Origin of the sequence: Streptosporangium sp. NBC_01469, from assembly GCF_036227305.1 — a bacterium.
In the GTDB taxonomy this organism is placed as follows: domain Bacteria; phylum Actinomycetota; class Actinomycetes; order Streptosporangiales; family Streptosporangiaceae; genus Streptosporangium.
In genome coordinates this window covers 3,009,970-3,035,417 of the sequence record NZ_CP109465.1, presented here as the reverse complement: position 1 = coordinate 3,035,417, position 25,448 = coordinate 3,009,970, and the positions used below count along the sequence as shown (strand labels likewise).

The following is a 25,448-nucleotide window of genomic DNA, read 5'->3' as shown; positions in this document are numbered from 1 at the left end:
TCAGCGCGCTCCCGGCAGCTCGGCGAGGGCGATCTCGCCGGTGGAGGCGTACGCGACGATCTCCGGCGAGATGGTGCTGTCGACGATGATGGTGACCAGGCCGTTCGCCCCGGTCCTGCCCGGTGTGCCGATCTGGTGGACCAGGGCGCTCTGCGCGAGCACCCGGTTCTCCCGGTCGGTGCCGGCGCCCCTGCTCGGCACGTGGACGACCTGGACCCGGTCTCCGCGCTCCAGGGTGCCCGGTGTCTGGCCGGGTTTGAGCGAGAGGCCGACCTGCGCCTTGCCGGGGCCGAGCTCCCTGCTGGCGGAGACCACCATGTCGCGGGTGAGGAGTGTGCCGGGGATGAGGGTGACGCGAGCGAAGTTCTCGGTGACGCGGGCGCGCTGGGACCAGGCCACGTAGCCGATGCCGGTGTCGGCGATCTGGACCTCCTTCAGCATCGCCTCGGTGAAGGGCTGTCCGGCGCCGATCTGCTGGGCGACGGCGATCGCCGAGACGCGGTCGCCGCTGCGCAGGACGAGCAGGGTGGTGGCGAGGGCGCCGCCCAGGATGAGGAGGACGGCGAGGGCGGCGAGGGCTGGTTTGCGCTCGCGTGGGGGCACGGGAAGCTTGCGCGACGCCGGACCCGACAGGGTGCCCGCCGAGGTCTGACGCTCGGCGTTGACCGGGACGCGGCCCGTTGGCTTCTCACTGGTCCTCATGGGTAGGGGGACTCCCAGAGTGATCATAAATATGGGGAACTACTGGTCGAATTTACGCCATTATGCGCACCATGCCGACGGGCCGTAGGACAAAAGCCAGGACCCATGCTCGTTTGATAGGAACACGTCTGTCAACGCCGCTTCAGAAGAAAATGGCCGTTTGGCTAGATGACGGGAGACTTAACCGGGTGATAAGGACGGTAATTAACTCTCGTACCAATCACCCCAGCTTTTTCACCCCTCATTCCCGTGTGCGACGCGCTCCCCTCCGGGGGACCGGGCCGCCGGGTTCCGGATCCGGAGCGGAATCCGCCACTCCCCCCGGTTCTCCGAACAGGTTTTCCACAGCCTCGCATCACGGGCAGGTCACCGCCGGGAGGCCTCCACATCGCCAAATGCCCACCTAGAGCGGCATAACCGGTCAACACCCCCGGATGGTTATCCACAGGTTTTCCCGTTTTCCACATACCGGTCGCGAGTCATGACATTGCCGCGAACACTCCCTCCGGGATGGTTTTCACTCTGTACGGTGGGTCCGGGGCCTGACCCGAGGAGAGCGGCGATGCGGATCATGCTCACCGTGCTCAGCGAGCACGCCGACCGCGATGTCGTGGTCGAGGGCGACGAGACGACCACGGTGGCACGGCTCGCGGAGTCCCTGGCGGGCCAGGGAGGCGAGCGGCCGAGCAACGTGGTGCGGCTGACGCGCAGCAAGGCCCCGTACGGGCTGGGCCGCGACTCCGCCGGGGCCGAGCCCCCGACGCTCTGGATGGACGGCCGCCCCCTCGACCCCGCCGCCCCCGCGCTCGGCCTGCTCCGCGACGGCGACCTCGTCACCCTCGACCGCTCCCTCGCGGTGGCCACGCTGGCCGAGGAACCCGGCGGGATCGTGGAGATCCGGGTGGTCGGCGGGCCCGCCGCCGGATCGGTGCACCGTCTCAGCCTGGGCGTGCACACCATCGGCTCCGACCCCGCCTGCGCGGTGGCCGTGGCCGACCCCCGGCTGCCCGCGCGGGCCGCGGTGGTGCGGCTCACCCCGGACGCCATCACCGTGGAACCCGGGGAGGGCACGGCGCCCCTGCTGGACCGCGACCCCCTGGAGGGTCCGCTGCCCTGGCCCGAACACGCCCTGCTGAGCTGCGGCGGAACCGTGCTCACCCTCAAGGCGGTGGAGCCGCCCGACGCCCACCTGGACGCGCAGCCCGACGGCGGGCTGGCCTACAACCGGCCGCCCAGGTTCCGGCCGCCGGGCGGCGCTCGGCGCTTCGAGGTCCCGGCCGAGCCCAGGCGGGCCGAGACGATGCGGCTGCAGCTGCTCACCGCGTTCCTGCCCGCCGCGCTGGGGGTGGGCATGTGCATCGCCCTCGGTTCGTGGTACTTCCTGCTGTTCGCGTTCATGACGCCACTGATCATGATCGGCCAGTGGTGGAGCGACAGGCGGCACGGCCGCAAGCAGTACCGCCAGCAGGTCAAGGAGTACAGGCAGCGGCTGAAGGTCTTCGAGGCGGCCGTGGAGCGCGCCCGCGCCGACGACGAGACCGCCCGCCGCGCCGCCGCGCCCGACCCCGCCGCGGTGCTGCTCACCGTGACCGGCCCCCGGCGGCGGCTCTGGGAGCGGCGCGACCACGACCCCGACGCGCTGCGGCTGCGGATCGGCCTCGCCGACCTCCCCGCCGACCTGGAGTTCGCCGCAGAGCGCTCCGCGGCGATCGACGCCCCGCTGCCCGTCCCGCCCACCTGCCAGGCGGTACCGGTGGCGCTGGCCATGCGCCGCCTGGGCGTCGCCGGCCTGACCGGGCCCAGGAACACGACGGCCGGGGTGGCGCGCTGGATGGTCGGCCAGGCCGCCGCCCTGCACAGCCCGCGCGACCTGGCGATCGTCGTCCTGTCCGCGCACGGCGACGGCGAGGAGCGCTGGAACTGGGTCCGCTGGCTGCCGCACTGCGCCCCGCGCGGCGGCGAGGACTGCGTGGCCCTGGTCGGCGCCGACCCCGAGGCCGCGGCCCGCCGGGTGAGCGAACTGGCCGCGCTGATCGACGAGCGCCTCGGCGACGACGCCGCCGCGGGCCCCGCGGCCAAGCTGGGCCGCGTCCCGGCCGGCTGGGGCGACCTGGGCGGAGCCTCGGGTACGGGTGCCGAGCAGCCGTACGCCGCCCCCGTCTACGACGAGCGCCCCTACGACGTGCTGGTCGTGCTCGACGGCGCGCAGGTGCTGCGCGCCCTGCCTGGCATGCCCCAGGTGCTGCGCCAGGGCCCCAGGGCGGGCGTCTACACCCTGGCCGTCGACGGCGACCAGCGGCTGCTGCCCGAGGAGTGCGCCACCGTCGCCGCTGTAGAGGCCGACGGCACGGTACGGCTGCGCGGCGGCGGCCTGGACGACCTCGGGGAGATCCTGGCCGACCAGGTGACGGCCGCCTGGTGCGACCGGCTCGCCCGCTCGCTGGCGCCGATCCGCGACGTCAGCCGCGACGACGCCGGACTCGCCCTGCCGGACTCCGCGCGGCTGCTGGACCTGCTGGAGCTGCCGTCGGTCTCCGGCGCGGCCCTGACCAAACGCTGGGGCCGGGCCACCGAGGCCGTGGTGGGAGCGGGCCCCGAGGGGCCGTTCTCCATCGACCTGCGCAGGGACGGGCCGCACGCGCTCATCGCGGGCACCACGGGCGCGGGCAAGTCCGAACTGCTGCAGACCCTGATCTGCTCGCTCGCGGTGGCCAACCGGCCGGACGAGATGACGTTCGTGCTCATCGACTACAAGGGCGGCGCCGCGTTCAAGGAGTGCGTGCGGCTGCCGCACACGGTGGGCATGGTCAGCGACCTCGACGGCCACCTGACCCAGCGGGCCCTGGCCTCGCTAGCCGCGGAGATCCGCCGCCGCGAGCGCCTGCTGCTGGCCGCGGGGGCGAAGGACATCGAGGACTACCACGAGCTGCGCGACGCCCGCACGGCCCGCGCCTCACGCGACCTGCTCGTCGCCGGAGGCGGCACGCAGGCCAGGCCGCCGCGCGGACGCGCCGCGTCCTCTGCGTCCTCTGTGTCCTCTGTGTCCTCTGTGTCCCCGGCGTCCCTGGAGCCCCCGCCCCCGCTGCCCCGGCTGGCGCTGGTCATCGACGAGTTCGCGGCCATGGTCAGCGAGCTGCCCGACTTCATGACCGGACTGGTCGACATCGCCAGGCGGGGACGCTCGCTGGGCATCCACCTCATCCTCGCCACCCAGCGGCCCGGCGGCGTGGTGACCGCCGACATCCAGGCCAACACCTCCCTGCGGATCGCCCTGAGGGTCACCGAGGCGTCGGAGTCGGCCGACGTCATCGGCCGCCCCGACGCCTCGTACATCCCCAAGTCCGCTCCCGGCCGGTGCTACGTGAAGTCGGGCGCGGGGGCGGCGACGGCCGTGCAGACCGCGCGGATCGGCGGCCGGAGCCCCGGCGCCTCGGGCGGCGAGGTGAGGGTACGGGTGACGGAGGTCGGGTGGCAGACCCTGGGGCACCCCAGGCCGGTCCACGCCGGGGCCGAGAGCGGCCACGTCACCGACCTGTCCCTGCTCGTCGACGCCCTGGTCGAGGCGGCCCGCCTCACCGGGGTCGCGGAGCAGCCGAGTCCCTGGCTCGAACCGCTTCCCGACCTCGTGACCGTCCCCGTCCTCCCGGTCACGCCCGTGCTGCCCGGTGACGCGCCCGGCGGGCTGCCGTACCGGGCGGGGGTCGAGGAGGTGCCGCCGCTGGCCTTCGGGATCACCGACCTGCCCTGGGCGCAGGACCGGCGGGCGCTGGCGCTCGACCTCGCCCACGGGGGGCACCTGCTCGTCGCGGGCGCCTCGCGCAGCGGGCGGTCCACCGCGCTGCGCACGCTGGCGGGGGCGATCGCCGCCGGAGCCTCCCCCGACGACGTGCACGTGCACGCGATCGACTGCGGCTCGGGGTCGCTGCTGCCCCTGATGGCGATGCCGCACTGCGGGGCGGTGGTGACCCGCGACCAGCTCGACCGGGTCGAGCGGCTGCTGACCCGGCTCCGCGCGGAGGTGGGGCGGCGCCAGCAACTCCTCGCCGAGGCCGGGTACGCCTCGCTGGCCGAGTTGCGCGCCGCCGCGGACGGGCCGCGGCTGCCGTGGCTGGTCCTGATGCTCGACCGGTGGGAGGGGTTCGTCGCCGCGTTCGAGGCGTACGACTACGGGCGGCTGATCGAGTCGCTGATGCAGCTGTTGCGCGAGGGCCCCGCGGTGGGGCTGAGGGCCGTGGTGACCGGCGACAGGTCGGCGCTGATCGGACAGATCTCCACGGTCTTCGACGACCGGCTGATCCTGCGGCTCGCCGACCCCTCCGACTACGGCCTCGCCGGGATGCCCGTCAAGGACCTGCCCGCGACCCTCGCGCCGGGCCGCGCGCTGTCGACCGGCGAGCACGGCACGACCGAGAGCCAGATCGCGCTGCTCTGCGACGACCCCTCGGGACCCGCGCAGGTCGCCGCGCTTCAGGCGCTGGCCCGCTCGGCGCCGGAGATCACCGCCGACCCGCCGATGCGGGTGGACGCGCTGCCGATGCGCGTCACCGCGGCGCAGGTCCTGGACCTGGTGCCCTCCTTCCGGCCCCCGTCCCCGCTGTGGGCGCTGCTCGGCGCCGGAGGCGACTCGCTGACACCGCTCGGCGTCGACCTGCTCGCCCACGGCCCCGCCGCGGTCGTCGCGGGCCCGCCCAGGTCGGGCAGGTCCACGGCGCTGCTGACCGCCACCCACTCGCTGCTCTCCCACGGCACCCCCACGGTCCTCGTGACCCCCCGGCGCAGCCCGCTGTGCACCCTGGTGGACACCCCGGGCGTGCTGGCCGTGCTGGACGCGGGCGGCGACCTGCACGAGGCCGTCGCGGGGCAGGACCGCTACGTCGTGATCGTCGACGACGCCGAGCTGATCTCCCCCGACTCCCCCCTGGGCACCGCGCTGGAGCAGGTGCTGCGGAGCGGCAGGGACGGCGAGCACGGCATGATCATCGGCGGCACCACCGGCGACCTGACCACCGCCTACCGGGGTTTCGCGGCCGAGGCCCGCAAGGGCCGCACGGGCCTGCTGCTGTCGGTCCAGAGCCCCGCCGACGGCGACCTGTTCACCGTCCGCCTGCCCCGCGGCGCGGTCGGCGGCCCTCCCGGCCGCGGCCTGCTGGTGACCCTGGGCTCGGTGGTCCCCGTCCAGGCCGCCGTCACCTGAGAGGCCGCCGACACACGCCGCCCCGCGCGGCCCTCCGCCGTCCCGCGCCGTCCCGCGCCGCCCCGTGCCTTCCTGGCGCCCCCTCCGCCGTCCCGCGCGGCCCCCGTGCCTTCCTGGCGCCCCCCTCCGCCGTCCCGCGCCGTCCGGTGTCGTCCTCCGCCGCTCCCCACCGTTCTGTGCCGTCAATGAGAAAATGCCCCGGTCCTTAAGGACCGGGGCATTTCGGCGGACCGTTTCCTATCGCGTGGCGGACTCGATATTGCCACGGTAGGTGTTGATGACCCGGGAAGCCTCGGCGAGCTCCTCGGACATGCGCTGGAAGGCGGCGCGGTAGTTCTGCCAGGCCTCGCTGAAACGCTGGGCACCGGGCCCCGTCCAGGCGGTGCCGACCTTCGCGGCCTCCCGGTCGAGGGCGGCCACGGTGGCCCTGACCTGGTCGGCCTGCTGGGTGAACTGGGTGGCCATCTGCTGCATTTCCGCGGGATTGCCGCCGAGCAAGTTCTGGCTCATGCCAGTCTCCTTCGGATCGGTGTCAGGGGGAGTCGCCAAACGAAATCACGATAGGCGTAAGGATCACAGAGGTATCCGGGTTATGCCGAGCGGCTATGGACGTTCCCTCAGCCGCCAAGATGCTAAACGTTCTCCATTGTCTTGATTTTTGGTAATTCAGGAAGCTATAGGCAGGAGGTGAGATCGCGGCGAAGGGCGGGACCGCCGGGAGCGGCCGGGCGAAGCTCCGCGGGGTGTCGCCGGGACCAGGGCCCACCCCTCCTCCACGATCAGGAGACGCTTACACTCCGTTGAAGGCCACCCCAGTCCTCCGTCCGCACGTACTGAAGGGAACGACGTCGGTGCACAAGGTCCTGATCGCCAACCGCGGTGAGATCGCGGTGCGGATCGCCCGCGCCTGCAAGGACGCCGGGCTGGCCAGCGTCGCCGTCTACGCCGACCAGGATCTGGACGCGCTCCACGTCCGGGTCGCGGACGAGGCCCGCGCGCTCGGCGGCGAGACTCCCGCGGAGACCTACCTCGACGTCGACAAGCTGCTGGGCATCGCCGCCGAGGCCGGGGCCGACGCCGTGCACCCCGGCTACGGCTTCCTGGCCGAGAACGCGGGCTTCGCCCAGGCCGTGATCGACGCGGGGCTGACCTGGATCGGCCCGCCGCCGGCCGCGATCACCGCGCTCGGCGACAAGGTGCAGGCCCGCCACATCGCCCAGAAGGTCGGTGCGCCGCTCGTGGCCGGCACCAAGGACCCGGTCTCGGGGAGCGAGGAGGTCGTCGCCTTCGCCGCCGAACACGGCCTGCCGATCGCGATCAAGGCCGCGTACGGCGGCGGCGGGCGCGGGCTGAAGGTCGCCCGCACCCTGGAGGAGATCCCCGAGCTGTACGACAGCGCGGTCCGCGAGGCCGTCACCGCGTTCGGCCGGGGCGAGTGCTTCGTCGAGCGCTACCTGGACCGGCCCCGGCACGTGGAGACCCAGTGCCTGGCCGACGCCCACGGCACCGTGGTCGTGGTGTCCACCCGCGACTGCTCGCTGCAGCGCCGCCACCAGAAGCTGGTCGAGGAGGCTCCGGCCCCGTTCCTGTCGCCCGAGCAGCTCGACCTGCTCTACACCAGCTCCAAGGCGATCCTGCGCGAGGCGGGCTACGTCGGCGCCGGCACGTGCGAGTTCCTGGTGGGCCAGGACGGCACGATCTCCTTCCTGGAGGTCAACACCCGCCTGCAGGTCGAGCACCCGGTGAGCGAGGAGGTCGCGGGCATCGATCTCGTACGGGAGATGTTCCGCGTCGCCGACGGTGAGGAGCTCGGCTACGGCGACCCCGTGCTGCGCGGCCACTCGATCGAGTTCCGGATCAACGCCGAGGACGCCGGGCGCGGTTTCCTGCCCTCCCCCGGCACGATCACGCGCATGAGCGCCCCCTCGGGGCCGGGGGTGCGCCTGGACGCCGGTTACGAGGCGGGCATGACCGTCCCGCAGTCCTTCGACTCGCTGGTCGCCAAGCTGGTCGTGACCGGGGCCACCCGGGCACAGGCCCTGGAGCGCTCGCGCAGGGCCCTGGCCGAGTTCGAGATCGGCGGCATGCCGACCGTGCTGCCCTTCCACCGGGCCGTGGTGGCCGATCCCGCGTTCACCGGCGAGCCGTTCTCGGTGCACACCCGGTGGATCGAGACCGAGTTCGACAACACGATCCCGCCGTACGAGGGAGAGCGGGGCGTGGCCGGGGAGCCGGGCGAGCGGGAGCGGATCACCGTCGAGGTGGGCGGCAAGCGGCTGGAGGTGGTGCTCCCCTCGGGGTTCGCCGCCGGGGGCGCCGGGGGCGCGGCCCGCACGGCCTCGAAGGCGCCGCGCCGGGGCTCCGGCGGGGTGGCCAGGAAAGTCGCGGACGGCGACTCGCTGGTCAGCCCGATGCAGGGCACGATCGTCAAGATCGTCGCGACCGACGGCGACACCGTCGCGGCCGGTGACACGATCGTCGTGCTGGAGGCGATGAAGATGGAGCAGCCGCTCGCCGCCCACAAGGCGGGCACCGTCACGGGGCTCGCGGCGTCGGTCGGCCAGACCATCACCTCGGGCGCCACGATCTGCGAGATCAAGGACACCTGAGCGCGCTCGCGGGGATATGGCGGGCCGGGAGCCGGTACGACGATCGGATACCGGGAGCCCCGATTTGGGGACGTTCGCGGTCTCCACGCCGGCCGGGCCGGCACGACGATCGGATACCGGGTGCCCGGGAGGCGCCTGACGCGGGCCGCGAGGGGATACGGTCGAGGGGTAGGGAACTCTGCCGTCCACTCATTCGTCTTCAGGACGAAGGAGGCTTTCTGCCGTGACCACCACAAAAGCCGCGCCAGGTCGTTTCGGTGCCACGATCATGGCATTGTTCGCCGGACTACTGGCCATGTTCATGATCGCCCCGGCGGCCAACGCCGCGGCGCCAGACCCCAGTGCGATCGTCTCGGATCTGAAGGACGGGGACCACTTCTACGCCGATCCCGCGGCGAACCTGCCCGCCGACGCCGTCAACGCCATGCGCGGCGCGGTCGAACAGACTCCCTCCGTCTACGTGGCGCTGCTGCCCCAGGGCTCGATCAGCAGCCAGTCCCAGGCGAGGACCCTGCTGAGCTCGATGCTCAAGGGCGTCGGTTCCAAGTCCACCGTCCTGGTGATGAGCGGCACCACGCCGTTCGGCGTCACCAACATCAGGGGCGTCGACGTCGACGAGCTGCTCGGGCGGGCCAAGACCGCCAGCAGCCCGACCGACAACGTGATCAACTTCGTCAAGCTGGCCGATGACGCGGCCACCGGCGCCGGTGTCTCGTCCGGCTCCTCCAGCTCCTCCAGCGGCTCCAGCGGGGGCGTGCTGGTCGGCATCCTGGTGCTGGCCCTGGCCGGCGGCGGGGGCATCTTCCTCTACTCCCGCAAGAAGAAGAAGGACCGCCTGGCGCGCGAGGCCGCCGAGCTGGCCGCGGTCAAGCAGACCGTGGACGAGGACGTCACCAAGTTCGGTGAGGAGATCACCGACCTCGACACCGACGTCAAGCTGCTCAACGACGGCGCCGACCACCAGCAGGACTGGCAGCGCGCCCTCGACTCCTACGAGCGGGCCAAGGTGGAACTCGTGGCGGTCAAGCGCCCCGACGAGCTCCGCGGCGTGACCACCGCGCTGGAGGAGGGCCGCTACGCCCTCGCCTGCGTGAAGGCGCGCGTCAACAACCAGCCGGTGCCCGAGCGGCGCTCCCCGTGCTTCTTCAACCCGCAGCACGGTCCCTCCGCCCGCGACGTGCGCTGGGCCCCGCCCGGCGGCGCGCTGCGCGACGTGCCCGCCTGCGCGGCCGACGCCGAGGCCGTCGAGCGCGGCTTCGAGCCGCAGACGCGCGAGGTCATGGTCAACGGCCAGCGCCGCCCGTACTACGACGCGGGACCGGCCTACCAGCCCTACGCCTACGGCTACTACGGCGGCTTCGGCGACGTCATGACCGGCATGCTGGTCGGCACGATGATGGGCAGCATGATGAGCGGCGGCTTCGGGTACGGCGGCTACGGCGGCGGCGCCGAGAGCGGCACCGACTTCGGCGGCGGGGGCGACTTCGGCGGCGGAGGCTGGGGTGACTTCGGTGGCGGAGGCGACTTCGGCGGCGGTGACTTCGGCGGCGGCGACTGGTAGTCGTCCCCGGCGGAACGATCAGCGGGACAGACAGACGAACAGAACGAGCAGAACGAGCAGAACGGCGACGGGCGCGCTTCCCTTCCGGGGGGCGCGCCCGTCGCCGTTACGGAAACCCGCTTACGGAAACCCGCTTACGGAAGCGCGCTCATGGAAGCGCGGTCACGGAAGCGCGGACGAGAGCCCGTCAGGAGTCACGGAAGCCCACCGCGAAAGCCCGCGGCGGGAACCCCCTTGAGGAGACCCGGCGGGAGGACGTCCGGCCAGGCGCCTCAGGTGCTGTCACACGAGCAGGCCAGGCAGGGCGAACTGCGGGTAGTGGCGGGAGGACGTCGGGCCAGGTGCCTCAGGTGCTGTCGCGGACGGTGAGCCTCGGCTGGAGCAGGGTGCCGTCCGGGACGGCGCGGCCTTCGAGTTTCTCCATGAGCAGCCGGACCGCCTGGCGGCCCACCTCCTCGGCCGGGATCAGCACCGAGGTGAGCGGCGGGCTGGAGCGTTCCGCGATGTCGTCGGGGCAGATCGCCACCACGGCGACGTCGTCGGGCACCCGCCTGCCGTACTGACGCAGCGCCCCCAGCACGTGGCCGACCGCGGCCTCGTTGTGCACGACCAGGCCGGACAGATCCGGCCTGGTGTCGAGGAGCTCGGCGATCGCGGTGGACACCTTGTCGAAGTTCTCCTCGCACGGCAGGGCCACCCCGGTCAGGCCGGTCTCGGCCACGGCCGCGGCGAAACCCTCCCGGGTGCGGCGGGCGAAGCCGGTGCCCCGGTCGTAGACGACCGAGGGGGCGCCGAGCAGCGCGACCTCCCGGTGCCCGTGCTCGGCCAGGTGCTCCACGCAGAGCCCGCCCGCCCGCGCGAAGTCGAGGTCGACGCAGGTCAGACCGGCCGAGTCCGCGGGGAAGCCGATCAGCACGCTGGGCTCGGCGAGATCCTTGAGCAGCGGCACCCGGCTGTCGTGAAGCTCCACGTCCATCACGACCAGCCCGTCGACCAGCGCGCTCGCCGCCGCCCTGCGGAGCCCGTCGGAGCCCTCGTCGGCGGTGAGCAGCAGCACGTCGTGGTCGTACCGCCGCGCGGCGGTGACCACCGAGGTGGCGAACTGCATCAGCACCGGGACGTGCATCCCGGCCCGCAGGGGCAGCACCAGCGCGATGACGTTGGCGCGCTTGCTGGCCAGGGCCCTCGCCCCTGCGTTGGGGTGGTATCCCAGGACCCGCACGCTGTCGAGCACCCGGCGCCGGGTGTCGGCCGAGATCGCGCGCTTCCCGCTGAGCACGTACGACACCGTGCTCACGGCCACCCCGGCGTGCCTGGCGACCTCGCTGATGGTCACCGCCCGCCCGCTCACGCGACCGCGCCGAAACTCAGGGAGGCCACGGTGATCCCCGTGTTCTCGAACACCACATAAAGATCATGGACTCCCCCCGCCTGCGCGAGCCCGGTGCGCACCTCGGTGAGGTCGTGGCGGCCCGCGCGGGGAACGGGGAGGTCGCCGACGACGGGCCCGCAGAGGGGGTCGTCCAGGCGCAGGGTGATCACGCCGCCCTCGGCGCCGGCGGCGAGGGCGGAGCAGGAGGCGGCCCCGTCCCCCAGGTCGACCAAACGGAACACGATCCACGCGCCCTCGGCGGTGGATCGCACCGCGTCACCGGAGACCCTGGCCGCGTCCACGAACGCCACCGAGTCGTACTCGTCGTGGTCCACGGTGGCGATCGGGCCCGCGAAGGCATCGCGCGGCGGGATCCGCTCGCCGTCGACGTGGAAGGAGGCGCACAGCCGGATGTCCCGCGAGGAACCGCCGATCATGATCTTGTGGGGGGCGTCCTCGACGACGAACCGGCCCCCGGTCACGTCCCAGAAGGCCAGTTCCGCGACGTCGAGCTCCCAGTCGACCCGGGTGCTCTCGCCGGGGGCGAGGCGCACCTTGACGAAACCGCGCAGGCGGCGCAGCGCCTGCTTGACCCGGGAGCGCCGCTGGCGGGTGTAGATCTGGACGACCTCCACCCCCGCGCGGGAGCCGGTGTTGGTGACGGTGGCCGAGGCGATGAGCCTGCCGCCCTCCACCGAGACCGCCAGGTCGGCGTAGTCGAAGGTGGTGTAGCCGAGGCCGTGGCCGAACGGGTAGAGCGGGGTTCCCCTGAAGTACTGGTAGGTCGCGTCCGTGGCGATGATGTCGTAGTCGAACAGGTCGGGCAGCTCGCACGCCGAGCGGTACCAGGTCTGGGTGAGCCGCCCCTCGGGGTCGGCGTCGCCGAACAGCACCTCGGCCAGCGCGTGGCCGTACTCCTGGCCCCCGTGCGAGGACCACAGCACCGCGGGCGGGTCGTCGCCGTCCCAGGTCACCGGGTAGCCGCTGCTGATCACCATGACGGTTCTCGGGTTGGCCTCGCACACCGCCCTGACCACGGCCTGCTGCGCGGCGGGCAGCGCGAGGTCCAGGCGGTCCTCGGTCTCCCTGCCGTTGACCAGCGGGTGGTCGCCGACGACCACCACGGCCACGTCCGCGGTCGCGGCGAGCGCGGCGGCGGCCTCGGCGCCGCTCACCACCCGCTCCACGGTGAGCCAGGCGGCGGCGTCGGCGTCGTCGGCCAGGCGGAAGACCCCGCCGTCCAGGGCGAGGTAGCGGCCGGTGGAGATGTGCCGGAGCGCGAGCGCGCCGCGGGGACGGTCCTCGGTACGGAAGGTCTGGCGCACCTCCCAGCCGTTGGGGCCCGGCTGGTCGTTGACCAGCACCCCTTCGTCGTCGACGGACAGGTGGCGCCCGCTCGCCACGGCCCGCAGGGCGTAGCAGCCGCCGCCCCAGTCGAACAGGTCGAACAGGCCGGGCTCGTCGCCGATCCCGAGCGGACCGCCGTCGGGGTCGGCGACGACGTGACGGCCTTCCATTCCCTCCACCGAGAGGGTGATCCGGTCCACGGCCTCACAGAAGACGGTCTCGCACCGCTCGGCGAGCCCGGCACGGGCAGTGACGGCGTACGGGAGGGTCCCGGAGTACCAGTCCTCCATGAGCGTGTCGCCGAGCTGGCCGATGACCGCGATCCTGAGTACCGAGGCGTCCAGCGGCAGGACGCCGTCGTTGCGCAGCAGCACGATCGAGCGCCGGGCGGCCTCGCGGGCCAGGCCCTGGTGCTCCGGGCAGTTGACGACCGCCTCGGTGATGTCGTCGTACGGGGTGGCGGGGTCGAACTCGCCCAGCCGGAAGCGGATGGACAGCGTGTGCCGTACGGCGGCGTCGACGTCCGCCTCGGTGAGCAGGCCGCGCTCCAGCGCGGCGCGGATGTGGCCGAGGGTGGCCTCGGGACGGTCGTCGTCCTGGGTGAAGCTGTCGAGCCCCGCTCTGATCGCGTGGGCGTACGCCTCGGGCAGGTCGTCGTGGTAGCCCTGCGGGCCGGTGAGATTGGCGGGCGCGTACGCGTCGCTGACCACGAGGAGGTCGTCGGGCGCCCAGGCCCGCAGCACCTCGCCGATCAGCGGGCTGAGGTGGGCGGGACGGCCGTTGACCAGGTTGTAGGAGGGCATCACGGCGACCGCGGCGCCGCTCTCCAGGGCGGGCCTGTAGGCCGGGAGCTCGTACTCGCGCAGCACCCGGGGCGGCAGGTCGCTGGAGGTGACGCAGCGGTCGGTCTCGTTGTTGTAGCCGAGGAAGTGCTTGAGGGTGGGGGCGGTCTTCAGCACTGTGGGATCGCTCCCACGAAGGCCGGAGGCGTACGCCGTCGCCATGACGCCGGTCAGCCACGGGTCCTCGGAATAGCCCTCCTCGTTGCGGCCCCAGCGGGGGTCGCGCAGCGGGTTGACCACCGGGGCCCAGACGTTGAGCCCCGCCCCCGCCGGATCCTTGTGGTGGAAGGCCAGGACCTCGTCGCTCGTGGCCTCGCCGACCCGCCGGACGAGGTCGGGGTCCCAGGTGCTGGCCAGCCCGATCGCCTGCGGGAACACCGTCGCCGGACCGAGCCAGGCCAGACCGTGCAGCGCCTCGGTGCCGGTGCGGAACGGGCCGAGCCCGAGGCGTTCCACCGGCGACTGGTACTGGTGCAGCAGCCCGATCTTCTCCTCCAGGGTCAGCCTGCCCCGCAGGTCCGTGATCCGCTGCGCGAGGGGAAGTTCCGGGTCACGGAACGGTTCGTTCATCGGGGACCATCCCTTTGAGCGCGTCGAAGCGCTTCGATTCCTCGACGTGGAAAACGCCTCAGTCGAAGCGCTTCGATAATCGGTCCGGGAAAACTCCGGTCGCCACCCGCGCGCCCCGGTGGTCGTTACACGCGTGTTTCGAGCGGAGCTTCCCTGAAGGGTGCACTCCTGTGCGGCCAAGGTCAAGAGGTAGTCGACAAACGCCCCGAATCCCCCCGAACCCGGGGTCTGAGGAACATCGGCACCGGATCGTGCGCTAAGCCCTCTCAGAACAGGTCAGCGCTGTACAGTTCCTCGCCGGACCCCTTGGAGAGCGGCTAGCCGCAGATACTCCATGATTATCTGCGGTAATGTCAGTTCCGTCCTGGGGAAATGCCCCCGCTGGGCGGAGGCCAGACCTCATGGTTATCTGCGATAGAGCGCGGAGGCGTCGCGGGAGTGGTCCGCAAGATCGGTGTCGAGCGGTCGGTCCCGGTGCTCAAGGACGCGATCGAGGGGTTTCTCGCCGGGGTGTCCAACCCCAACACCGCGCGGGCCTACGCCACGGCGTTGCGTGCTCTGACCGAGAAGTTCGGTTCCTACACCCCGGTGACCGTGTTCGAGGGGGAAGCCGCGGCTGATCGAGTCGCCGCCTGGTTCATCGAGCGGTGGGGATCGGCCTCGGCCGCACCGGCACCGCCCGGCTGCTACCCCGTCTGCTGGACGGGCGCCGGAGCGGGCCGGTGTTCACCACCGACCGGCGGGCCCGGGTGGAACTGCCGCCGGCCGACGTCGACGCCGGCAGCGGGAAGGCGCGGCTGTCCTACCGGCGGGCGGCCGAGCTGTTCGAGACCGCCACCGGCGGCTGGACACTGCACCAACTCCGGCACTCGGCACTGACCCACGCGGCCGAGGACGGCGCCAACACCTCCACCCTGCCGGCCTACTCCGGGCACACCTCGGTCGCCTCACTGGCCCGCTACGCCCGAGTCTCCGGCGAAGCACTCGCACGCCGGCAAGCCGGACGCGATCCCGCCGCCCGCAGGCGCTGAGGAACGGCGCAGAAAACGATGGAGGCCAAAGAGCGTTCATCCCCCTCGTATCCTCCTCGGATCGAGTGAAGGGGTGGAAGATCACCGGCCGTGCGGCGCACATATTCCCCTCAGGCTGTAAGAAATGGCGCGGTTCGCTCACTTCCCTGGTACTGGCGCACTTAAGGGAAGGGAGGACACATGATCGAACCTGGTCCTCGGGACCGGTTCACCGTCTTGTACGGCTCCTGCTATTCGAGCGTGTACGCGTACGCGGTCAGCCGTGCGGGGCGGCAACTCGCGGAGGAGGTGGCGAGTGAGACATTCTGCGTCGCGTGGCGGCGGATCGACGACGTGCCGGATGAGGCGCTCCCATGGCTGCTCGGCGTTGCCCGCAACGTGCTGCGCGAGTCCTACCGTGCGGAGGCTCGGCGTCAGTCGCTGGAGAACGAGCTGTCGACGTGGGGCTCGGTCACGGAGCTGACAGCGCGCGACGTCGCCGAGTCGGTGACCGAGAGGGCAGCCGTTTTGCGGGGGCTCGCTGCGCTCTCCGATGGTGATCGTGAAGTGCTCACGCTGGTCGCCTGGCATGGGCTGCGGGCCGTGGATGCGGCGAAGGTCGTTGGCTGCTCCACCGCCACATTCTTTGTCCGGTTGCACCGTGCCCGGCGCAGGCTGGAGCGTGCGATGGCCGCTGAGCCCGACGCGATCACCGGCGCCGCCGTGTTCCCCTCCGAATCGCTGGCATTCATAAAGGAGTCAACCCGGTGAAGAAGACCGATGTGATGAAGTCGCTCTCTGGCACTCGTCCCGCTTCGCTCAAGCCGGTGGACGATCCTGAACGGCTCGACCGAATCATCGCCGCCGCGACCACACGGCCGTCCACGGTCTCGGTCGTCCCCCCTCGTGGCCGCGTCAAGCTGGGCTGGGGATTGGGAACGGCGGGAGTGGTGGCGGCGGGGCTCGCGGTGGCCGTGACTCTGATACCTGGCGGTGCCGGCGATCGGTCCGCCGAGCCCGCCGCGCGCGGTCTGCTGCTCGCCGCAGCGGAGCAGACCGTGAAAGTGCCGACCGTCGCCGGCCGGTACTGGCATACCCGGGGTGCGAACTCGGGCGGTTCGTTCAGCGGAAGGTCATCCCACGGCGTTTGCCGAGACGAGACGTGGGTGGCGAAGTCGCCCAAGGATCCGAGTTGGTGGATAGTCCACTCCTGGACCCAAGTGGACGCCGCCAAGGGCGCGAAACCACCCAAGGAGGGCGAGTTCAGCTCGGATCAAGCTCATTTCACCTGCGCTCGCGGCAACCGGGCGGTGGACGATGAAACAGGCAAGACGCCTTACGCCAGTCGGCTGAACAATTTTGCCGAACCGGGGTCAAGCTGGCCCAACGTCAACGGCAAAGCGGTCTCCGTCGCCGATATCCAGCGCCTGCCCACCGAACCGGAGGCGCTGAAAGAGGTCCTGATCCGGTGGCAGGGTCCTGGGATGAGCGACAAGAGACGAGATGAGATCCTGTTTGAGCAGGCGGCCGAACTGCTGCTCGAACTGCCTGCCCCTTCCGGAGTCAGGGCGGCGCTGTTTCGGCTGATGGCCGATCTGCCCGAGGTCCGTTCCCTCGGCGGCGTACGGGACCCGCTGGGCCGTGACGCGGTAGGGGTCGCGTTGCGAAGCTGCGAGCCCAGCTACGGCACTGAGTCGCAGGTCCTGTTCGACAAGGACACCGGGCGCCTGCTGTCGGTCGGTAGGTCGGTAGGCGAGCAGGGTTGCGCAGATCTTCGACCGGCCGGTTGGAGCGCCGTTCTGGAGTCGGGCTGGACCGACGAATCGCCGAAGGTGCCGGCGGACCACTCCTGACCAATCGCCACCCCGGCCCCGGCCTCCTCGTCTGAACGAGAGCCGGGGCCGCTCCCGCAGCCGCTGGCGGAAAGGCGCCGGTCCGGGCCCCGCCAACGTCCATGATCGGGAGGAGTGGCGCCGCCGCCGAGACGCGGATCACGAAACCCCCGACGCGGACCACGCTCAGCGCGACACGGAGCACGAGACCACGCGAACCGCGTTTGGCGCGACGCGGATCACGAGATCCGTGGCAGGCGGCCGGAGTCCACGGAGTCGAGCACCCGGGCTGCGCCTCCCAGCGCGGCCGCCCCGTACCCGAGTGTGGAGGCCACGACCCGGCAGCCCCCCGCGTCCGGCGCGATCGTGCGTCCCCGGGTCTCGGCCTCCACCGAGGGCAGCAGCCACGGCGCGAGCGGCACGTAGTAGCCGCCCAGGATGACCACCTCGGGGTTGAGCAGGTTGGTCATCAGGGCCACGCCCTTGCCGAGGTTGTGACCCACGGAGCTCAGGAGGGCGAGCGTGCGCGCGTCGCCCGCGCGGGCCAGCCTCACCACCTCGTCAAGCTCGACCTCGACCTCGGCGGGCGAGATCGCGGCGTGCTCCAGCACGGCGCCGATCCCGGCGACGGCCTCCAGGCAGCCCAGGCGCCCGCAGCGGCACTCGGCGCCGAAGGGGTCGAGCTGGATGTGGCCGATCTCGCCGCCGTACCCCTGGCCCCCGCGGCGCAGCCGCCCGTCGAGGATGATCCCGGCCCCGACGCCGATCTCACCGGTGAGGTAGACCAGGTTGGCCGTCCCGGCGTGCGGGCCGAAGCGGTACTCGGCCAGGGCCGCCAGGTTGGCGTCGTTGTCGACCTGGACGGGGAAGCCCGGGTCGCGCAGGGCCTTGGTGAGGTCGCCACAGAGGTCGGCGTCGCGCCAGCCGAGGTTGGGCGCGATGCGCACGGTGCCGTCGGTGCCGATCAGCCCCGGCACGCCCACGGTCAGCCCCAGGATTTGGCGCTCCTCCTTGGCCATCCGGGTCACCACCCGGCGGACGATTCCCGCGACGGTGGCCATGGCCTGGCCCGCCGTACCGGCCGCGCCGGGGAAGGACCTGCGCCAGGACAGCAGCCTCTCCCCCGACAGGTCCACCGCGACCGCGGTGACGTAGTCGACGTTGACCTCGATGCCGATCGCCGCGTACGGCGAGCCGTCGAGCACGAGCATCGTGGCGGGGCGGCCGACGCGGTTCTCCGTCAGGCCGGTCTCCCTGACCAGGCGGCGGTCGATCAGATCGGCGACCAGGCTCGACACGGTCGCCTTGTTGAGGCCGGTGGACGCCGCGATGTCGGCCCGCGAGCACGGCGCGTGCTCGCGCACGAATCTCAGCACGACGGCGAGGTTGGTGGCCCGCACGTCGGCGAAGTCGGCCGGCCGCGGGTCAGTCGTAGGTGTGATCAAGGTGAGTCCCGCTCCCGCTCGGCCAGGCTGGCCCCATCATGCCCCATCGTTCACCAATCCGTGACCGCTCACCGGCGCCCCGCGATCGTCGGTCCCTTGTGGCGACGGCCACCCTCGACTAATTTGTTTGGTCGTAAGACTAACTAATTCTACCCCCGGAGACATCCGCCACGACACCCCGGACCCGTCTCGAGACAACGAAGGGAGCGCCCCGTGAAGGATCTTCCCCCGGGCGCGATGACCAGCCGCCGTGGATTCCTCGGGCTGGTGGGACTGAGCGCCGCGATGACCGCGGGGGCGGCCTGCCGACGGCCGCGTGGCAGTGGTCGGTCTGGAACGGCAGGCTCATGGCGGTGCCGTTCCCGACCGAGCCTTACCCCCTCGCGCTGCTGTACCGCAAGGACCTGTTCGAGAAGAACGGCTGGAACGCCAACCCCAGGTCCGCCGACGAGCTGTTCGAGCTCGGCAGGGAGATCATCGACGCCAAGGCCGGGCGCTGGGCGTTCGGCAGCATCCACGAGATGATGTGGCCGACCTTCCGCATCCCGCAGGACTGGCGGTACGAGGGCGGCAGGCTCCTCCACAAGTACGAGACCCCCGAGTTCGAGCCGATGCTTTCGGCGTGGAGGAAAAGCACTTCACCCGGGGGAAGGACAACGTCCCGCGGGCGAACGACCTCGGCCGCAAGGAGGTCGCCTGCACCTACGGCTTCCTGGGCGGGCGCCCGCTGTACGTGGACTGGCCCTGGCCCGACGCGGTCAGGGCCAACGTCGAGTGGCAGAACGCGAGCTTCCCGTACCTGAAGAAGGGCCCGTTCGACGGGATCAGGATCCAGCGGCCGTCGAAGTACTCCGGGCTGCAGGTCCCCACCGAGGACAAGTTCACCGACATCATGCGCGGCCGGCGGCCGGTGAGCGACGCCAGGCAGATCGTCACGGAGTGGCGGCGGGACGGCGGGGACGAGGCCCGCGACTTCTACATGAAGGTCCTGCGGGACAACGGCCGTGCTTAGGAAGCCCGCCGGAACCGAGCCCGACGGCGCTCCGGCGCCGCCCGGGGACCGTACGGAAAGCGACCCGGTCCCGCCCGGAACCGGCGCGAGAGGCGGCCGGGTCTCGCCCGGGGACCGTGGAAGGACCGGGCCGGCGGGTGACCTGACCTCACCCGCCGGCGCCGGCACCTCCAAGGATGTCCGTAAAAGGGGTCCGAGGACAAGCCGGGCGCGCCCGCAACCCTTCCGCGCGCGCCTGAAACGTGACTGGCAGCTGCTGCTCATGGCCCTTCCCGCGGTCGGGCTGCTGGTCCTGTTCCACTACGTCCCGCTGCTCGGCAACGTGATCGCGTTCCAGGACTACTCGCCGTACGTGGGCATCGGGGACAGCCCGTGGGTGGGGCTCTCCAACTTCCACTGGCTGATGTTCGACGCGAGTTTCTGGGACGCGACGCTCAACACCCTGACGATCACCACGTTCCAGCTGGTCTTCTACTTCCCCGTGCCGATCCTGCTGGCCGTGCTCCTGGACAGCGTGGTGCGGCCCCGGCTTCGCCTGTTCATCCAGGGCATCGTCTACCGGGATGCGGGCCGGTGCTCCCCCGTTTACGGGGGAGGTGAAGGCTCGCGCGGGAGTGTCCTCTAGGGCGCGAGCGTGCTTGGATCTTAGCGGGTGGGCCGGTCTTGGCCCTGAATGTACTTCCTGACGGTGGCCAGGTTCGCGCCGCCGGTCGAGCCCGCGTAGTAGGAGCGGGACCAAAAGTGGCCGCCCCACAGGTACTCGCGGACGTGGGAGTCGTATTCCTTGCGCAGGTAACGGGCGGAGACGCCCTTAAGCGAGTTGACCAGGGTCGAGAGCGCGACCTTGGGGGGAAAGCCGACGAGCAGGTGGACATGGTCGTCTTCGCCGTTGAACTCAAGGAGTTCGCATTCGAAGCCGGCGCAGACATCCCTCATGATCTCTTCGCATCGGGTCAGCATCGGCGCGGTGAAGACATTCCTGCGGTACTTCGTCACGAACACCAAGTGTGCGGACAGTTCGTGAACACAGTGCCTGCCTTTACGAACATCCCGATCATCTTCCATGACACCAAACGATATGATCGGCTGGTGGAAACGGTGAAACGGACTCGTGCGCAGGTGGCGTGCCTGGATCTGGGCAAGCGGCAGTCGGCCGTCTTGGACGGTCAGGCGCACACCGCTCGCGCACTGTGGAACCTGCTCCACGAGTTCTGCACGTTCCGTCCCGATCGCCTGGCCTCACTCAAGGAGTGCGACGCGGCGATCCGCGTTGCCCGTCATGAGATCGACTGGATGGGACAGCTTCCCGCGCAGGCCGCGCAAGCGGTCTTGAAGACCTACCGGCAGGCGTGGGCGAACTTCTTCAACCCCAACCACCCCGCCAAGCGCCCGACATTCAAGGGCCGATTCCGATCCCAGGCCGCCATCGACGTCCCCCAGGCCCGCGACCTGCAGATCACGCGGATCAACCGGCGCTGGGGCGCGGTCAACCTGCCCAAGGTCGGCCGGGTACGGTTCCGATGGACCAAGGACCTGCCCGGCGTGACCAAGGGCGGCCCCGCCGGACGGATCACCGGGGCCCGCCTCGTCAAGAAAGCCCACGGGTGGAACATCGTGTTCCGCACCGAGACCGTCGTCGCCGCCCCTGCCCCGCACCGAGGGCCGAAGGCCGGCATGGACCGGGGCATCGTCATCCCCTTGGCATTGTCCACCGGAGAACACCTCGGCCACGGTTCGTGGCTCACCACCGGGCAGGCGGAGCGGTTGCTGCGGTTGGAACGCAAATCCGCCCGCCAGAGGAAGACCACCACGAAGGGGCAGCCGCTCTCTGCACGGCTGACCCGCACCTACGACCAGATCGCGAAGCTCCGCGCGACAGCCAAACGCCGAGCCCTCGACTGGCAGCACCAGAGCACCACCGCCCTCGCGGACACCTACTCCGCGATCGTGGTCGAAGACCTGAAAATCGGCAACATGACGGCGTCCGCGTCCGGGACCGTGGAGGAACCGGGCGTCAAGGTCGCCCAGAAGCGCGGCCTGAACCGCGCTATCGCGGGCGAGGCATGGGGCCGGACGGTCGAGTTGCTGACCTACAAGGCCGCCGACCGGGGCGGGCTCGTGGCGAAGGTCCGACCCCACGGCACCTCGCGGGAATGTCACCGCTGCCACACGACCACGGCGGGCTCACGTGAGTCCCGGTCCCGGTTCGTGTGCAAGAACCCGGCGTGCGGATGGATCGGCAACGCCGACACCAACGCCGCCAGAAACCAGCTTCATCGGTACAACTCTGCCGCCGGATGGGCGGTCACAGGACGTGGAGACTCCGGGGTACCGGGGTCGGCGAAGCGTCAAGCATCCCGTTCCGCAGTCTCCGGCGCACCCGCGCCGCGAGCTGCCGCGTAAGCGGCACGGGAATCCTCCACATTCATGCGGAGGAGCACGTCAAATGCCGCACTTCTTCTCGTGGGTGCTCGTGCTGATCCTGGTGGCCAACAAGGTCGCCCACCGATTCGGCGAGCAGGGGATCTACAAACGATCATGACGGCTCTTCCCCCCTGGGCCGAGCGGCCCAGCCGCGCCGGCGGGCTCCTCAAGGGGCTCGTCCTGACGCTCATCGTCGCGTGCGTGCTCTTCCCGATCTACATGGTCGTGCTGACCAGCCTGTCCACCCAGGAGGCGGTGACGGCGGCCGGTGGCCTGGTCACCGTGCCGGGCGAGCTGTCCCTGGCCGCGTACGAGGAGCTGTTCTCCGGCGGCGTGGTGACCCGGTCGGTCGTGGTCAGCCTCGGCGTGACCCTCGTCGGCACGGCGATCAGCCTGACCGTCACCGTGCCGGCCGTCTACGGCCTGTCGCGGCCGGGCTCGCTACTGCACCGGCCGATGCTGTTCCTGATCCTGCTGACCTTCCTGTTCGGCCCGGGACTGATCCCCAACTACCTGCTGGTCAGCTCGCTGGGACTGATCGACACCTACTGGTCGCTGATCCTGCCCGGCGCGGTCACCGCGTTCAACCTGGTGGTGATGCGGGCGTTCTTCATGAACATCCCCGAGGAGGTGACCGACAGCGCCCGCATCGACGGCGCGAGCGAGTTCCGCATCCTGCGGACGGTCGTGCTGCCCATGTCGAAGGGCGTCACGGCCGTCATCGGCCTGTTCTACGCGGTCGGCTACTGGAACTCGTTCTTCAACGCCGTCCTCTATCTGAACGACAACGCCAAGTGGCCGTTGCAGGTGGTGCTGCGGCAGTACGTGCTCCAGGGCCAGTCGCTGATCGCTGGCCAGACCGGCGTCGGCACCGTCGCCGGGCAGTCCCCGCCGCCGAGCCTGGCCATCCAGGTGGCCGTCGTCGTCATCGCGCTGCTCCCGGTGCTGTTCGTCTACCCGTTCGTCCAGCGGCACTTCACCAAGGGGGTCATCAAGGGCTGAGCGGCTCCGGCCGTCCGGAGGACCGGTCCTCCTCCCGGGCGGCGCGCTCCCTGGCCAGCTCCTCCCGCAAGTCGCGGACCTGCTGCTGCAGGGTGAAGATCCGGCGTACGGCGGCGAGGGTCATGCCCTCGCCCACGAGCTGGATGGCGTCCTGGAGGTCGCCGATCTCGTGGCGGGTGTAGCGCCGCTGGCCGCCGGTGGAGCGGGCCGGGCTGACCACGTCGTGTTCGTCGAGCCGGCGCAGGAACGCCTGCTCGACGTCGAGCATGTCGGCGACCTGGCCGACGGAGTACAGCGGGGCGTGCTCGTCGTCGAAGGGCAACCGGGCCATCACCGCTCCTTTCCCGTATGGGTTCGTGGGGGTTCGCTGGAGTTCGTGGGAGGTCCGTGACGGCGGCGGGGGGAAACGGCGCGGGGGTGGGCGCCGGAACCCGGCACCCACCCCGAGGAGGTCCTGCGGTCAGCCCCTGGGCCTCACGCCTTGATCGACTTCCGGTCGGACGTGTTCTCGGTCTTCTGGATCGCGACCTTGCGGGGCTTGGCCCGCTCGATGACCGGGATGCGCACCGCCAGGACGCCGTTGGAGTAGGCGGCGTCGATCTTGTCGCTGTCGAGGTGCTCGGACAGGTAGACGCGACGGGTGAAGGTGCCCATCGGACGCTCGCGGACGAACAGGCGGTCGTCCTCCCCGTACTCCTCCTCGCGACCGGCGCTCACCGAGAGCACCCCGCGGTCGACGGTCACCTCGATGGTGTCGGGGTCGATGCCCGGGAGGTCGAACTTCAGGAGGACATCGTCCTTGCGCCGGACCCCGTCCAGCGGCATGGCCCCGCGGGCGGCACCCTCACCCGACCCCAGGGCCTGACGCGCGAGCCGGTCGAACTGGCGGTCGAACTCCTGGATGAACGGGTCGATCGACGTCAGCAGCATCGGTAACCACCTCCGTGTGAACTGGCAGGTATCCTCAAGCCCGCCTTCTCGAAAACCTATTATTTCAGTTATAGGTTAGCGGCATGCCAGCTTGCAAGTAGCCTCACGAAAATTTTCAGACTCCCTCCGATAGGCCGTCGACCCGCGTCTTCCCGTGGCGGCCCGCACTCGCGAGGCGCCGGGAGCCGAGCGGTGACCGAACGGTCAGTGGTGACAAGGCGGGCACGGCGGCGCCCCCGTCTTGACCGCCGGGCCAGTCACGCCTTGATCCTGCTCGCCATCCGCCGCCGGCGTGTCCAGCTGATACCCGGCCGTGGCGCGCCACCTCTGGCGCAGCCCTTCACTTCGCCACGATGTAAGGGCTATATTATCGTTTTATCGGTTACACGGAAGACGGTGAGGCATGCGGATCTCCATCACCGACTATGCGGTGGGAGCGGCTTTGGCCGGCGACCTGGCCAACACCTCGCCCACCGTGCGGACCACGGCCGGGGACACCCTGCCGACCCCGGAGGCGTTGACGCGCTTCCTCGCCGAGCACGGGCTGCGACTCGACGCCCTGGCGGACGGGCGGTCGCCGACCGGCGACGACGTCCGCGAGATTCACCTGCTGCGCCGGGAGGCGCGTGGCGTCGTGGAGACCGAGACGGAGGACCAGGCCGTCGCGGGCGCCGCCGTGCTGGCCAGGCGGGCCGGTCTCAGCCCGGTGCTGGACCGCGACCCCGGCGGGCGATGGCAGTGGTACGTCCCGACCGCGCCGGGCGCGTCGCCGGCCGAGGAGTTGGCCGCGATCATCGGTGTCGGGCTGCTCGGCGCCGTCCGCGCCCTCGGCCACGGCCGGTTCCGCGCCTGCGTCGCCCCTGGCTGCCGCGGTGTGTTCGTCGACACCAGCCGCGGGGGGCGCCGCGTCTACTGCATGCCCGACCGGTGTGGCAACCGGCTCAATGTCGCCAATCACCGCGCACGGCACCGGCTGGGCAGCGCCCAGTGAGAGACACAAGGAGAATCGATGCAGAACCCTGAGGACAGTGCGACAATTGGCCCGGTCGGCGAACCGCCGCTTGTAGGCGCCTTCCAACTGCCGGACGGCTCCTGGATCCGCGGTCGCGGCCTGCGCCGTCCGCCGCCGGAGGGGCCGACGCCCGACTTCGGGCTGTACCTCGGCTCCGACCGGCTCCGCCGTCGCCACGAGAGCGAGCTGCGGTGGCCGCACGCGTGGATCCAGTGGCCCGACTTCCTGCTGCCCCGCGACCACGATCTGGCCGTGCGGCGAATCCGCGCGCTGCACGAGCGGGCACGGGCGGGCGCCGCGGTGGAGGTCGCCTGCGGGGGCGGCGTCGGACGCACCGGTACGGTCGTCGCCTGCCTCGCCGTCCTGGCCGGCCTCGCCCCGGCCGACGCCGTCGCCTGGACGCGCGAGCACCACCACCACCGGGCCGTCGAGACCCCGTGGCAGCGCCGCTGGGTACTGCGCTTCCCGCCGTCCCTTCGCTCGGATCCGCACGACCAGGGCGCCGATCCTGAGACATCACGCTGAGCCGTACGCACTCGTAAACCTTGTGACACGTACCGGCAAAGCAGCCCGGGGAGATGGGT

20 protein-coding genes are annotated in these 25,448 nt (G+C 71.2%); 12 read left to right on the top strand and 8 right to left on the bottom strand.

Translation table 11 applies throughout. The features are described 5' to 3' along the window. Positions 1–702, bottom strand: coding sequence for a hypothetical protein (locus OG587_RS13885; protein ID WP_329090317.1), 702 nt, complete (start codon positions 700–702; stop codon positions 1–3). 562 nt (positions 703–1,264) lie between these two features. Here OG587_RS13885 and OG587_RS13880 point away from each other — a divergent pair. After that, a complete protein-coding gene (locus OG587_RS13880) occupies positions 1,265–5,896 on the top strand; it encodes an FtsK/SpoIIIE domain-containing protein (protein ID WP_329090316.1) in 4,632 nt (1,543 codons plus the stop codon). Between the two features lie 237 nt (positions 5,897–6,133). On the opposite strand, the gene OG587_RS13875 is transcribed toward OG587_RS13880, so the two are convergent. Beyond that, positions 6,134–6,406, bottom strand: coding sequence for a WXG100 family type VII secretion target (locus tag OG587_RS13875; protein ID WP_329090315.1), 273 nt, complete (start codon positions 6,404–6,406; stop codon positions 6,134–6,136). A 341-nt stretch (positions 6,407–6,747) separates the two neighbouring features. Here OG587_RS13875 and OG587_RS13870 point away from each other — a divergent pair, with 341 nt between their 5' ends. Both OG587_RS13870 and OG587_RS13865 read left to right on the top strand, forming a co-directional pair. Continuing rightward, the gene (locus tag OG587_RS13870) at positions 6,748–8,505 is read left to right on the top strand and encodes an acetyl/propionyl/methylcrotonyl-CoA carboxylase subunit alpha (RefSeq protein WP_329090314.1); all 1,758 of its coding nucleotides are present in this window, start codon (positions 6,748–6,750) and stop codon (positions 8,503–8,505) included. A gap of 223 nt (positions 8,506–8,728) precedes the next feature. Then, complete coding sequence (locus tag OG587_RS13865) at positions 8,729–10,066, top strand: hypothetical protein (RefSeq protein ID WP_329090313.1); 1,338 nt, start codon at positions 8,729–8,731, stop codon at positions 10,064–10,066. A gap of 346 nt (positions 10,067–10,412) precedes the next feature. Here OG587_RS13865 and OG587_RS13860 read toward each other — a convergent pair whose 3' ends face one another. Together OG587_RS13860 and OG587_RS13855 are read right to left on the bottom strand one after the other, a co-directional pair. Next, positions 10,413–11,402 carry a LacI family DNA-binding transcriptional regulator gene (locus tag OG587_RS13860; protein ID WP_329090312.1) on the bottom strand — a complete coding sequence of 330 codons (990 nt, stop codon included), beginning with the start codon at positions 11,400–11,402 and terminating at the stop codon, positions 10,413–10,415. 11 nt (positions 11,403–11,413) lie between these two features. Next, positions 11,414–14,197 carry a glycoside hydrolase family 3 C-terminal domain-containing protein gene (locus tag OG587_RS13855; RefSeq protein ID WP_329090311.1) on the bottom strand — a complete coding sequence of 928 codons (2,784 nt, stop codon included), beginning with the start codon at positions 14,195–14,197 and terminating at the stop codon, positions 11,414–11,416. 647 nt (positions 14,198–14,844) lie between these two features. Here OG587_RS13855 and OG587_RS13850 point away from each other — a divergent pair. The 3 genes from OG587_RS13850 (at position 14,845) to OG587_RS13840 (ending at position 17,060) form a co-directional block, all read left to right on the top strand. Further along, positions 14,845–15,228: a tyrosine-type recombinase/integrase gene (locus OG587_RS13850; protein ID WP_329090310.1), complete on the top strand. Its 384-nt coding sequence runs from the start codon at positions 14,845–14,847 to the stop codon at positions 15,226–15,228. A 180-nt stretch (positions 15,229–15,408) separates the two neighbouring features. Continuing rightward, positions 15,409–15,978 carry an RNA polymerase sigma factor gene (locus tag OG587_RS13845; RefSeq protein ID WP_329090309.1) on the top strand — a complete coding sequence of 190 codons (570 nt, stop codon included), beginning with the start codon at positions 15,409–15,411 and terminating at the stop codon, positions 15,976–15,978. Continuing rightward, positions 15,975–17,060: a CU044_5270 family protein gene (locus OG587_RS13840; protein ID WP_329090308.1), complete on the top strand. Its 1,086-nt coding sequence runs from the start codon at positions 15,975–15,977 to the stop codon at positions 17,058–17,060. The genes OG587_RS13845 and OG587_RS13840 overlap by 4 nt, the downstream gene beginning before the upstream one ends. Before the next feature lie 218 nt (positions 17,061–17,278). Here OG587_RS13840 and OG587_RS13835 read toward each other — a convergent pair whose 3' ends face one another. Then, complete coding sequence (locus OG587_RS13835; RefSeq protein ID WP_329090307.1) at positions 17,279–18,484, bottom strand: ROK family transcriptional regulator; 1,206 nt, start codon at positions 18,482–18,484, stop codon at positions 17,279–17,281. Between the two features lie 622 nt (positions 18,485–19,106). On the opposite strand from OG587_RS13835, the gene OG587_RS13830 reads away from it, so the two are divergent. Next, on the top strand, positions 19,107–19,496 hold the full coding sequence (locus tag OG587_RS13830) for a hypothetical protein (protein WP_329090306.1): 390 nt from the start codon (positions 19,107–19,109) through the stop codon (positions 19,494–19,496). Between the two features lie 262 nt (positions 19,497–19,758). After that, positions 19,759–20,121 carry a hypothetical protein gene (locus OG587_RS13825; protein ID WP_443075556.1) on the top strand — a complete coding sequence of 121 codons (363 nt, stop codon included), beginning with the start codon at positions 19,759–19,761 and terminating at the stop codon, positions 20,119–20,121. Positions 20,122–20,141: 20 nt separating this feature from the next. Here the strand turns inward: OG587_RS13825 and tnpA are convergent, their stop codons facing one another. Next, positions 20,142–20,561, bottom strand: a complete 420-nt coding sequence (gene tnpA, locus OG587_RS13820; protein ID WP_329080420.1) for an IS200/IS605 family transposase — start codon at positions 20,559–20,561, stop codon at positions 20,142–20,144. A 24-nt stretch (positions 20,562–20,585) separates the two neighbouring features. On the opposite strand from tnpA, the gene OG587_RS13815 reads away from it, so the two are divergent. Together OG587_RS13815 and OG587_RS13810 are read left to right on the top strand one after the other, a co-directional pair. Next, a complete protein-coding gene (locus OG587_RS13815) occupies positions 20,586–21,899 on the top strand; it encodes an RNA-guided endonuclease InsQ/TnpB family protein (protein WP_329090304.1) in 1,314 nt (437 codons plus the stop codon). Positions 21,900–22,034: 135 nt separating this feature from the next. Further along, positions 22,035–22,922, top strand: a complete 888-nt coding sequence (locus OG587_RS13810) for a carbohydrate ABC transporter permease (protein ID WP_329090302.1) — start codon at positions 22,035–22,037, stop codon at positions 22,920–22,922. On the opposite strand, the gene OG587_RS13805 is transcribed toward OG587_RS13810, so the two are convergent. Beyond that, positions 22,912–23,253 (bottom strand): MerR family transcriptional regulator, encoded by a 342-nt coding sequence (locus OG587_RS13805; protein ID WP_329090300.1) that lies wholly within the window; start codon positions 23,251–23,253, stop codon positions 22,912–22,914. The genes OG587_RS13810 and OG587_RS13805 overlap by 11 nt on opposite strands. Positions 23,254–23,396: 143 nt before the next feature. Then, on the bottom strand, positions 23,397–23,852 hold the full coding sequence (locus OG587_RS13800) for an Hsp20/alpha crystallin family protein (RefSeq protein WP_329090298.1): 456 nt from the start codon (positions 23,850–23,852) through the stop codon (positions 23,397–23,399). Between the two features lie 403 nt (positions 23,853–24,255). On the opposite strand from OG587_RS13800, the gene OG587_RS13795 reads away from it, so the two are divergent. Together OG587_RS13795 and OG587_RS13790 are read left to right on the top strand one after the other, a co-directional pair. Beyond that, the gene (locus OG587_RS13795) at positions 24,256–24,843 is read left to right on the top strand and encodes a CGNR zinc finger domain-containing protein (protein ID WP_329090297.1); all 588 of its coding nucleotides are present in this window, start codon (positions 24,256–24,258) and stop codon (positions 24,841–24,843) included. A gap of 18 nt (positions 24,844–24,861) precedes the next feature. Continuing rightward, positions 24,862–25,389 carry a phosphatase domain-containing protein gene (locus OG587_RS13790; protein ID WP_329090296.1) on the top strand — a complete coding sequence of 176 codons (528 nt, stop codon included), beginning with the start codon at positions 24,862–24,864 and terminating at the stop codon, positions 25,387–25,389. Positions 25,390–25,448 lie beyond the last annotated feature (59 nt).